The sequence below is a fragment of the Xanthomonas sp. SHU 166 genome, assembly GCF_000364685.1.
Lineage (GTDB): Bacteria > Pseudomonadota > Gammaproteobacteria > Xanthomonadales > Xanthomonadaceae > Xanthomonas_A > Xanthomonas_A sontii.
Map to the genome: position 1 here is coordinate 1 of NZ_AQOJ01000406.1, position 9727 is coordinate 9727.

General features: G+C 68.3%; 13 protein-coding genes and 1 pseudogene. 10 read left to right on the plus strand and 4 right to left on the minus strand.

The window, feature by feature from the left end; all coding sequences use genetic code 11:
• From D180_RS11240 to flgA, 4 genes and pseudogenes are all read right to left on the minus strand, one after another.
• Positions 1 to 224: pseudogene (locus tag D180_RS11240) on the minus strand (sensor histidine kinase); the annotation flags it as partial.
• A gap of 85 nt (positions 225 to 309) precedes the next feature.
• Positions 310 to 648 carry a flagella protein gene (locus tag D180_RS11245; protein ID WP_026143350.1) on the minus strand — a complete coding sequence of 113 codons (339 nt, stop codon included), beginning with the start codon at positions 646 to 648 and terminating at the stop codon, positions 310 to 312.
• Positions 649 to 650: 2 nt separating this feature from the next.
• Positions 651 to 968, minus strand: coding sequence for a flagellar biosynthesis anti-sigma factor FlgM (gene flgM, locus D180_RS11250; protein ID WP_026143351.1), 318 nt, complete (start codon positions 966 to 968; stop codon positions 651 to 653).
• Positions 969 to 1034: 66 nt separating this feature from the next.
• Positions 1035 to 1679 carry a flagellar basal body P-ring formation chaperone FlgA gene (flgA, locus tag D180_RS11255; RefSeq protein ID WP_017912873.1) on the minus strand — a complete coding sequence of 215 codons (645 nt, stop codon included), beginning with the start codon at positions 1677 to 1679 and terminating at the stop codon, positions 1035 to 1037.
• Between the two features lie 113 nt (positions 1680 to 1792).
• Between flgA and D180_RS11260 the strand changes: the two genes are divergently transcribed.
• From D180_RS11260 to D180_RS11305, 10 genes are all read left to right on the plus strand, one after another.
• A complete protein-coding gene (locus D180_RS11260) occupies positions 1793 to 2743 on the plus strand; it encodes a chemotaxis protein (protein ID WP_026143352.1) in 951 nt (316 codons plus the stop codon).
• A 157-nt stretch (positions 2744 to 2900) separates the two neighbouring features.
• Positions 2901 to 3299: a flagellar basal body rod protein FlgB gene (flgB, locus tag D180_RS11265; RefSeq protein WP_017912875.1), complete on the plus strand. Its 399-nt coding sequence runs from the start codon at positions 2901 to 2903 to the stop codon at positions 3297 to 3299.
• A 2-nt stretch (positions 3300 to 3301) separates the two neighbouring features.
• Positions 3302 to 3709: a flagellar basal body rod protein FlgC gene (gene flgC / locus D180_RS11270; RefSeq protein ID WP_017908570.1), complete on the plus strand. Its 408-nt coding sequence runs from the start codon at positions 3302 to 3304 to the stop codon at positions 3707 to 3709.
• A 41-nt stretch (positions 3710 to 3750) separates the two neighbouring features.
• A complete protein-coding gene (locus tag D180_RS11275) occupies positions 3751 to 4425 on the plus strand; it encodes a flagellar hook capping FlgD N-terminal domain-containing protein (RefSeq protein WP_017912876.1) in 675 nt (224 codons plus the stop codon).
• A 29-nt stretch (positions 4426 to 4454) separates the two neighbouring features.
• Complete coding sequence (gene flgE, locus D180_RS11280) at positions 4455 to 5678, plus strand: flagellar hook protein FlgE (protein ID WP_017908572.1); 1224 nt, start codon at positions 4455 to 4457, stop codon at positions 5676 to 5678.
• Between the two features lie 106 nt (positions 5679 to 5784).
• Positions 5785 to 6540: a flagellar basal body rod protein FlgF gene (locus D180_RS11285; RefSeq protein WP_017908573.1), complete on the plus strand. Its 756-nt coding sequence runs from the start codon at positions 5785 to 5787 to the stop codon at positions 6538 to 6540.
• A gap of 102 nt (positions 6541 to 6642) precedes the next feature.
• Positions 6643 to 7428, plus strand: a complete 786-nt coding sequence (gene flgG, locus D180_RS11290) for a flagellar basal-body rod protein FlgG (protein WP_017908574.1) — start codon at positions 6643 to 6645, stop codon at positions 7426 to 7428.
• Between the two features lie 23 nt (positions 7429 to 7451).
• On the plus strand, positions 7452 to 8153 hold the full coding sequence (gene flgH, locus D180_RS11295) for a flagellar basal body L-ring protein FlgH (RefSeq protein ID WP_017908575.1): 702 nt from the start codon (positions 7452 to 7454) through the stop codon (positions 8151 to 8153).
• Between the two features lie 8 nt (positions 8154 to 8161).
• Positions 8162 to 9280: a flagellar basal body P-ring protein FlgI gene (locus D180_RS11300; protein ID WP_017912877.1), complete on the plus strand. Its 1119-nt coding sequence runs from the start codon at positions 8162 to 8164 to the stop codon at positions 9278 to 9280.
• Position 9281: 1 nt separating this feature from the next.
• Positions 9282 to 9727 (plus strand): rod-binding protein (locus D180_RS11305; RefSeq protein ID WP_017912878.1); only part of this gene is annotated, 446 nt, incomplete at its 3' end.

Here is a 9727-nt window from a genome sequence, read left to right on the forward strand (position 1 = left end):
TGCGACAGCGCGTCGCCCGGCAGCCACTGCGCCAGATGCGAGGCCAATGCGCCGGTGTCGGCGCTGGAGGAGAGATGGCGGCGCGCGGCGCTGTTGGCGAGCAGCAACTGGCCGTCGGCGCGGAACAGCACCACGCCTTCGTACAGCAGTTCGCTCAGGGCGAGCAGGTTCTCGCGTGCGGGCAGGACGAGCGGTGCGTTGGGATTGATTTCGGCGAAATTCACGACAGGCGGCGGGCGATCGATGGATGCCCAATATACGCCGTTGCCGCCGGCGGATGCGCGTCCCGCAGTGGGAGTGCGCCGCGGCTTAGGCGACCGCCAGGGGACGCTGGGAGAGCGGCGTGCTGGACTCGCCGTTGGCGTCGTAGGAGGACGCGCTCTCGCTGCGGCCGAGGTGGCGCAGCGCCCAGTTGACCTCGCGTCGGCGCCGCGACAGCAGCGCGCCGTTGGCGCGATTGGCGTCGGCCAGCTCACGCAGCCGCAGTTCGGCCTCGGCGCCGGCGGGTACGTCCGCCTCCAGTGCGCGCAGTGCCGCCAGCTTGGCGCTGGTCGCCTGCATGAGGCCTTCCACGTTGTGATCCAACAACGCCTGGCGCTCGCCGGCGAGCGCGTCGCTGAGCTGCTGCAGGGGGTTGGTCACGGACATGTTCATGCGCCGAGTTGCCGATCCATGTCGATCATGCGGCTGGCGATCGCGTCGGGGTTGATCTTGTAGCTGCCATTCTGCAGCGCCGAGCGCACCGCATCGACGCGGCTGCTGTCCACCGCCGGCGCGGCCGATAGTTGGCGTTGCAGGGTCTGCAGACCGGACGCTTCGCCGGTCAGGCGCAGGCTATCGGTGGCTGCGGCCGCACCGACCGCACGCTCCTTGCCTTCCTCGGACGCGCCGGAGGCGGCCTTGGTCGAGACGGACGACGTGCGAAGGGTGGCCGGGCTCGGCAAACTCCCTTCAATTTTCTGGGTCATGACGGACATCCTGTTACGGGTTCGGTGTAGGTAACGGCACAGCGTCGGAGAACTTTAGCCGGATTCTTAGCGCGTCACTAAAACGTCGCCATTTTGTGACACAGTTCCCTGAACGATGCGCTTGGACGACAGGTTTTCGACGGTCACCCGCTCGTTTTCGCCCGCATCGCCCAGTGCACGCCCGGACATGCGCACTTCCAGGCCGCCGCTGCGTGCCACCAGCGCCACATTGTCGCCGCGCCGGACCAGCCGCGGCGCGACCAGGTCGGTGGCGGACAGCAGGGTGCCGGCCGGCAGGGTTCGCCGCACCACCTTGCCGATCGCCGCTTCCGGCTCGGTCATCGCGGCGCCGACGATGCGCGCCGCGTCGCGCTTCTCGGGGACGATATCGGCCGCGCCGATGGTTTCTCCAGCGGACAGGCCGCGCGCCAGCACCAGCACATGCTGCATGCGCCGCACCTTCACCGGGACGAACAGCCGCCAGCCGGTCTCACGCGGGCAACTCACCTCCACGGTCGTGGTGCCGGTCGGCTGCGCCTGCAGCGGCACCGGGCACAGCGGCACCCGCACCGAGGGGTCCAGGGTCGCCTCGGCATCGGCGTCGGCCCCGGCCAGCGACAACGCCGCGGCACGGATCGACTCCACCGGCTGGAAGTCCGCAGACCAGGCCGGCGTCGCCGCCAGCAGGACCAGCAATAGGATCGGGCGCATGGCCGTCTCTCTGGGAAAGGTCGCCGGCACCATGCAAACGCCGTGCCGCAAACCGAACGTCCAATGCGGGACCCGCCCTCAAGTTCCGCCGCGAGGGCGCCGATATGAACGCCATGAGTCATGACCTTCTCAACCGAATCGACCAGCGCACCCGCTTGGCGGGCCACAACCGGCTTGCCCTGCTGCTGTTCCGGCTGGGCGGTCGTCAGCTTTTTGGCGTGAACGTCTTCAAGGTGCAGGAAGTGCTGCGCCGCCCGGAGCTGTTCCAGGTGCCGGGGCTGCCGCTGCAATTCTCCGGCGTCGCCGACGTGCGCGGGCGCTCGGTGCCGGTGCTCGACCTGGGCCTGGCCATCGGCCATCCGGAGCGCGAGCCGAACGCGGACACCGCCCCAGGCTATCTGGTGGTGACCGAATTCAACCGCTCGGTCCAGGGCTTCCTGGTCAGCGGCGTGGAACGCATCGTCAACATCGCGGTGGAGGACATCCATCCGCCGCCGGAACTGGGCGCCGAGTCCAGCTACCTGACCGCGGTGACCCGTTTCCAGGGCGAGCTGATCCAGGTGATCGACGTGGAAAGCGTGCTGGCCGACATCGCCCAGACCCGGGTCGAGGCCAACCTGGACCCGTCGCTGGCGCTCACCGGCCCGCAGCTGCAGGTGCTGGTGGTCGACGACTCGCGGGTGGCGCGGCAGCAGATCCGCAGCGTGCTGGACCAGCTCGGGGTCGGCGCGACCCTGCTGTCGGACGGCCGCCAGGCCCTGGACCATCTCTTGCAGATCCACGCCGCCGGCGAGAATCCGGCCGAACGCTACGCCATGGTGATCTCGGACATCGAGATGCCGGCCATGGACGGCTACACGCTGACGACGGAAATCCGCCGTCACCCCGGGCTGGCCGGCCTGTATGTGCTGTTGCACACCTCGCTGTCGGGCGTGTTCAACAATGCGATGGTCGAGCGCGTGGGCGCCAATGCCTTCGTTGCCAAGTACAGCCCCAACGAGTTGGCCGAGTACGTGCTGACCCGGCTGCGGGTGGTCGCCGCGGCAGCGCAAGCGGCCGCCTGACCCGGGCGCCGCGTCTCGCTGCGTTGCCTGCCTGACGTTCTAATAGAGCGCGGGCGTCCCCCGCCTCCCGAGGCACCCCCTGATCTCACGGGCCCCCACGCCCGCCTTTGGCACGCGCCTTGCCTGTGGTTTCGGCAACGAACCGCGGGATCGTGCCATGTCCAATCCGATCACAGCCTACTTCGGCGTCCATGGCGACGCCCTGCCACTGCGCGAGCAGCGCATGAAGCTGATCGCCAGCAACCTCAGCAACGTCGACACGCCCGGGTACAAGGCCCAGGACCTGGATTTCGACGCGGCGATGCGTGCCGCGCAGGGACAGCGCGAAGGCACCCAGCTCGCGGTCGACGACAGCCGCCACATCGCGGTCGGCGGCGATGGCCTGAATCCGTTCCAGGTCACCCGGGCCGCCAGCCAGCCCAGCATGGACGGCAACACCGTCGATCCGGACGCCGAACGCGCCGCCTACGGCCGCGCCGCGCTGGAGTACCGCGCCTCGCTGAGCTTCCTCGAATCCAAGGTGCGCAGCATGCTCACCGCGATCACGGGCCAATAAGCATGAGCAACCTGCCGATCTTCGACGTCGCCGGCTCCGCGCTGCAGGCGCAGTCGGTGCGCATGAGCACCATCGCCAGCAACCTGTCCAACGCCGATTCGGTGGCCGGTTCGGCGGAGGCGGCCTACAAGCCGATCGAGCCGATCTTCCAGGCCGTGCGCAACCCGCACGACAGCAGCCTGACCTCGGTCAACGTCAAGGAAATCGCCCAGACCAACGCACCGCCGATCAAGCGCTACGAACCCGGCCATCCGCTCGCCGACGCCGAGGGCTACATCTATTCGCCCGATGTGGACCCGGTCTCGCAGATGGTCAACCTGATCTCCGCCTCGCGCAATTACCAGGCCGGCGTGGAGGTGCTCAACACCGCCAAGGAACTGGCGCTGGCCACTCTGACCATGGGCCGCTGATCCGCCCTCCTTCCGCCGCGTCACGTCCCAGGACCGCTTCCATGAGCAGCGTCACCACCTCCACCGACACCTATTCCAGCCTGGGCCTGAGCGCCTCGGCCAACACCAGCACCACCAAGAACAAGGCGCTGCAGCAGGCGGACTTCCTGAAGCTGATGACCGAGCAGCTGCAGCACCAGGATCCGCTCAAGCCGATGGACAACAGCCAGATGGTCGCGCAGATGGCGCAGCTGTCCACGGTGCAGGGCATCGGCGACCTCAACAAGACCGTCACCGCCCTGTCCTCGTCGATGAGCACCGACCAGGTGCTGCGCGGCGCCAATCTGATCGGACACAAGGTGCTGGTGCCGTCGGCGACGCTGCCGCTGGGCGCCGAGGGCAGCACCGGCGGCCTGGTCGCGGCCAAGGCCGCCGGCGTGGTCGACGTCACCGTCAGCGACGCCACCGGCCAGCCGATCAAGAAGATCAGCCTCACCGCCGACAAGGCCGGCCAGCTCGATTTCGCCTGGGACGGCACCGACGCCAGCGGCAAGCGCATGCCGGCCGGCAGCTACAGCATCATCGCTGGGCAGACCGATGCCCAGGGCAACCAACTGTCCCTGTCTACCTACGTCCAGGCGCCGGTCGAGAGCGCCATCATCGGATCGGACGGCATCTATCTCGATCTGACCGGGCTCGGCACCACGCCGCTGACCAACGTCCTCCGCGTCAGCTAACGCCACGCCGACATCCACAGGAGTCCACCATGGGTTTCAATACATCGCTGTCCGGCCTCAGGGCGGCCAATACCGACCTCAACGTCACCGCCAACAACATCGCCAACGCCAACACCACCGGCTTCAAGGGCTCGCGCGCCGAGTTCGCCGACCAGTTCACGCTCAACGGCTACGGCTTGGCGCGCAACGCGGTGGGTTCGGGCGTGCGCGTCAGCAACGTCGCCCAGCAGTTCTCGCAGGGCACCATCGATCCGACCGGGCGCAGCCTGGACCTGGCCATTTCCGGCTCTGGCTTCTTCACCCTGTCAAACAACGGCGCTCGCGTGTACTCGCGCGCCGGCAACTTCCAGACCGACGCCAACGGCTATGTGGTCAATCCGCAGGGCGCGCGGCTGCAGGTGTTCCCGCCGGCGAGCAACGGCAACGGCTTTGCGGCCGGTACGCTGACCGACCTGCAGTTGCTGACCACCGACAGCCCGCCCAAGCAGAGCAGCACGGTCAACCTGACCTTCACCCTGCCCGGCAATACCCAGCCGCCGACGGTGGCCACGTTCGATCCGAACGACGCCAATAGCTACAACAACTCCAGCGGCGGCACCACCGTCTACGACTCGCTGGGCGTGGCCCACGTGCAGACCTCGTACTTCGTCAAGACCGCTACGCCCAACCAGTGGACCGTCTACAACTACGTGGACGGCGTCGCCGCCGGCGGCGCCAGCACGCTGCAGTTCTCCAACAGCGGCGCGCTGGTCAGCCCGGCCGACGGCAAGATTCCGCTGGGCTCCTTCACCCCCGCCACCGGCGCCGGCACCCTGTCGCTGACCCTCAACGTGTTCGGGTCGACCCAGTACGGCGAAGCCTTCGCCCTGCGCGGCGCGACCCAGGACGGCTACGCCAGCGGCAAGCTCAACTCGATCAGCATCGACGAGAAGGGCATCGTCTACGCGCGCTACTCCAACAACGCCGACAAGGCGCTGGGCCAGATCGCGGTGACCAACTTCGTCAATCCGCAGGGCCTGAGTTCGCTCGGCGACAACGCCTGGGCGGAAAGCTCGGCCTCGGGCATCGCCCGCACCGGCTCGCCTGCGACCTCGGACTTCGGCAGCGTGCAGTCCGGCGCACTGGAATCCTCGACCGTCGACCTGACCGAGCAGCTGGTCAACATGATCGTGGCCCAGCGCAACTTCCAGGCGAACTCGCAGGTGATCTCGACCCAGGATCAGGTCACGCAGACCATCATCAATATGCGTTGACGACCGCCGGGAATCGGGAATGGGGAAACGGGAATCGTAAACGCGGTTCCCGCCACCGACCTCCCGCTTTCCGCCATTCCGGATTCACCATTCCCGGTTCCCTCCAATGGACAAAGCCCTCTACGTCGCCATGACCGGCGCCCGCGCGTCGCTGCAGGCGCAGGCTACCGTGTCGCACAACCTGGCCAACGTCGAGACCTCCGGGTTCAAGGCGGCGCTGGCCAATACCGAGGCCTATCGGATTCCTGGCGCCGGTTATCCGTCGCGGATCGATGCGCTGCACATCGACCAGGGGTTCAACCGCGACGTCGGCGCGCAGCACCAGACCGGCAATCCGCTGGATCTGTCGCTGGATGCCGATCGCTGGCTGGCGGTGCAGTCCGCCGACGGCAAGGAGGCGTACACGCGCGGCGGCGAATTGGCGCTGACCCCGAATGGCCAGCTGGTCACCGCCAGCGGCCATGCGGTGCTCGACGACCAGGGCAATCCGGTGGCGATTCCGCCGCACCAGTCGCTGGAGATCGGCAACGACGGCACGGTGTCGATCGTGCCGCTGGGCGAAGCGCCCACCGCGATGAGCACCATCGCCACGCTGAAGGTGGTGCAGGCGCCGGCGGACCAGCTCACGCGCCGGCCCGACGGCCTGATGCGCAATGTCAGCGACGATCCGGCCAAGGCCTTTGCGCCGGCCACCGGCAATTCGCTGCGAACCGGGGTACTCGAGGGCAGCAACGTCGATGCCGCCGGCGCGCTGGTGCAGATGATCCAGTTGCAGCGCCAGTTCGAAATGCAGGTGAAGGTCATCAAGAACGGCGACGAGAACGCGCAGTCGGCCAACACCCTGCTGCGTCTGAACGGCTAAGGCACGCCGCGGCGCCAACGGCGCCGGTTTGGCACGGCACGTGCATCACTCCCTGCGCCCCCGGCGCGTCGTGCCGGGGCCACCATCAGAGGAACTCGGGTCATGAATCAGGCTTTGTGGGTCGCCAAGACCGGACTGGATGCGCAGCAGACGCGCATGTCGGTCGTCTCCAACAACCTGGCCAACACCAACACCACCGGTTTCAAGCGCGACCGCGCCAACTTCGAGGATCTGCTGTACCAACAGCTGCGGCAGCCCGGCGGCGCCAGCTCCTCGCAGACGCAGCTGCCCTCGGGCCTGCAGGTGGGTACCGGCGTGCGCGTGGTCGCCACCGCCAAGGATTTCGAGCAGGGCAGCCAGCAGCAGACCGATCGCGCCCTGGACGTGATGGTCAACGGCCGCGGCTTCTTCGAAGTGCAGATGCCGGACGGCACCTCGGCCTACACCCGCGACGGCAGCTTCCAGATCGATGCGCAGGGCCAGCTGGTCACCAACAGTGGCTACCCGATCCAGCCGGGCATCCAGATCCCGGAAGGCGCGCAGTCGGTGACCATCGGCTCCGACGGCACGGTGAGCGTGCAGGTCGCCGGTACCGCCGCGGCGCTGCAGGTCGGCGCGCTGACCCTGACCGACTTCATCAATCCCTCCGGCCTGCAGGCCCAGGGCCAGAACCTGTACGTGGAAACCGCCGCCTCCGGGCCGGCGACGAACGGCACGCCCGGCCTCAACGGCCTCGGCAAGATCGCGCAGGGCGCGCTGGAAGGCAGCAACGTCAATGTGGTGGAAGAGCTGGTGAGCATGATCGAGACCCAGCGCGCCTACGAGATGAACGCCAAGGCCATCTCCACCACCGACTCGATGCTCGGCTATCTGAACAACAACGTCTGATCCCCTCGCCTCCGGAATCCGCCATGTCGCGCCTGTCCTCTCTCTCCTTCTCCGCCGCGCTGCTGCTGCCGGTCCTGCTCGGCGGTTGCGCCGGTCTGGGCGTGGCCGCCGGCGACGTGCGTCCGTACGCGCCGATGGCGCCGATCGTGCCGGTGATGGCGCCGCAGGCGCAGCCGACCGCGGGTGCGATCTACGCCGCCGGTCCCGGCCTGCAGCTGTACTCCGATCGCCGCGCCCGCGACGTCGGCGACCTGCTGACCATCACCCTGGTCGAAAGCACCAACGCCAGCAGCACCGCCAACACCAGCATCAGCAAGAAGGACGCGGTGACCATGGCCACGCCGACCCTGCTCGGCGCGCCGCTCACCGTCAACGGCACCAACATCCTCAACAACTCCACCAGCGGCGACCGCAGCTTCGCCGGCAAGGGCAACACCGCGCAGAGCAACACCATGCAGGGCAGCATCACCGTGACCGTGATGCAGCGCCTGCCCAACGGCAACCTGGTGATCCAGGGCCAGAAGAACCTGCGGCTGAACCAGGGCGACGAACTGGTGCAGGTGCAGGGCGTGGTCCGCGCCGCCGACATCGCCCCGGACAACACCATTCCCTCCAGCAAGGTGGCCGAAGCGCGCATCGCCTACGGCGGCCGCGGCGCGGTCGCGCAGTCCAACGCGATGGGCTGGCTGAGCCGCTTCTTCAACTCGCGCATCTCGCCGTACTGAGGCCCGCCATGACTCTTCTGTCCCTGCCCTGCCGCCTGCTCGCCGCCGTCGCCCTGTGCGCCGGCCTGGCCGCGCCGGCCGCGGCCGAACGCATCAAGGACCTGGCCCAGGTCGGCGGCGTGCGCAACAACGCGCTGGTCGGCTACGGCCTGGTGGTCGGCCTGGACGGCAGCGGCGACCGCACCAGCCAGGCGCCCTTCACCGTGCAGAGCTTGAAGAACATGCTCGGCGAGCTGGGCGTCAACGTGCCGGCCAACGTCAACCCGCAGTTGAAGAACGTGGCCGCGGTGGCGATCAGCGCGCAGCTGCCGGCGTTCGCCAAGCCGGGCCAGACCATCGACATCACCGTCTCCTCGATCGGCAACGCCATCTCGCTGCGCGGCGGTACCCTGCTGATGGCGCCGCTGAAGGGCGCCGACGGCCAGGTCTATGCGGTGGCCCAGGGCAACCTGGTGGTCGGCGGCTTCGGCGCGCAGGGCAAGGACGGTTCGCGGATCTCGGTGAACGTGCCCAGCGTCGGCCTGATCCCCAACGGCGCGACGGTGGAACGTGCGCTGCCGGACGTGTTCGGCAACACCGGCGAGATCACCCTCAACCTGCACCAGCCCGATTTCACCACCGTCTCGCGCATGGTCTCGGCGCTGGAAAGCACCTTCGGCCCCGGCAGCGCACATGCGGTGGACGGCTCCACCGTGGCGGTGCGTTCGCCCACCGACCAGAGCGCGCGGATCGGCCTGCTGGCACGGATCGAGAACGTCGAGCTGTCGCCGGGTGCGGCACCGGCCAAGGTGGTGGTCAACGCCCGCACCGGCACGGTGGTGATCGGCTCGCAGGTCCGGGTCAGCCCGGCGGCGATCTCGCACGGCTCGCTGACGGTGACCATCAGCGAAGGCACCCAGGTCAGCCAGCCCAATGCGCTGAGTGGCGGCCAGACCGTGGCCACGCCCAAGTCCACCATCACCGCCACCAACGAAGGCAGCCGCATGTTCAAGTTCGAGGGCGGCACCTCGCTGGATCAGATCGTGCGGGCGGTCAACGAGGTCGGCGCCGCGCCTGGCGACCTGATCGCGATTCTGGAAGCGCTCAAGCAGGCCGGTGCCCTGAGCGCGGAGCTGGAGGTGATCTGACATGCGTATCTCGGCCGCTCCCTTCGACCTGCACGCCTCTACCCAGAACGATCCGGCCAAGATCGACAAGGTCTCGCGCCAGCTCGAAGGGCAGTTCGCCAACATGCTGGTCAAAAGCATGCGCGAGGCCAGTTTCGGCAATTCGCTGTTCCCCGGCGAGAACCAGACCTTCCGCGACATGTACGACCAGCAGCTCGCCAAGGGCCTGACCGACGGCAAGGGGCTGGGCCTGGCGGCGATGATCTCCAAGCAGCTCGGTGGCGGCCAGCCGGCGGCGACCACGCCGGCCAATACCTCGCTGGGCGCGGCCAAGGCGGCCAAGGCCTACTCGCTGGTGTCCGGTCAGTCCGGCAACGGCCCGATGGCGCTGCAGGGCGAAGCCGCGCTTGCCGCCGGTGCCACGGCCGGCGCCGGCGTCGGCCCGTGGAGCGGCGCCGAGGCGACCGC

Coding starts and splice junctions, on each gene's coding strand:
- D180_RS11245 (WP_026143350.1), bottom strand. CDS start 648: ATGTCCGTGACCAACCCCCTGCAGCAGCTCAGCGACGCGCTCGCCGGC.
- flgM (WP_026143351.1), bottom strand. CDS start 968: ATGACCCAGAAAATTGAAGGGAGTTTGCCGAGCCCGGCCACCCTTCGC.
- flgA (WP_017912873.1), bottom strand. CDS start 1,679: ATGCGCCCGATCCTATTGCTGGTCCTGCTGGCGGCGACGCCGGCCTGG.
- D180_RS11260 (WP_026143352.1), top strand. CDS start 1,793: ATGAGTCATGACCTTCTCAACCGAATCGACCAGCGCACCCGCTTGGCG.
- flgB (WP_017912875.1), top strand. CDS start 2,901: ATGTCCAATCCGATCACAGCCTACTTCGGCGTCCATGGCGACGCCCTG.
- flgC (WP_017908570.1), top strand. CDS start 3,302: ATGAGCAACCTGCCGATCTTCGACGTCGCCGGCTCCGCGCTGCAGGCG.
- D180_RS11275 (WP_017912876.1), top strand. CDS start 3,751: ATGAGCAGCGTCACCACCTCCACCGACACCTATTCCAGCCTGGGCCTG.
- flgE (WP_017908572.1), top strand. CDS start 4,455: ATGGGTTTCAATACATCGCTGTCCGGCCTCAGGGCGGCCAATACCGAC.
- D180_RS11285 (WP_017908573.1), top strand. CDS start 5,785: ATGGACAAAGCCCTCTACGTCGCCATGACCGGCGCCCGCGCGTCGCTG.
- flgG (WP_017908574.1), top strand. CDS start 6,643: ATGAATCAGGCTTTGTGGGTCGCCAAGACCGGACTGGATGCGCAGCAG.
- flgH (WP_017908575.1), top strand. CDS start 7,452: ATGTCGCGCCTGTCCTCTCTCTCCTTCTCCGCCGCGCTGCTGCTGCCG.
- D180_RS11300 (WP_017912877.1), top strand. CDS start 8,162: ATGACTCTTCTGTCCCTGCCCTGCCGCCTGCTCGCCGCCGTCGCCCTG.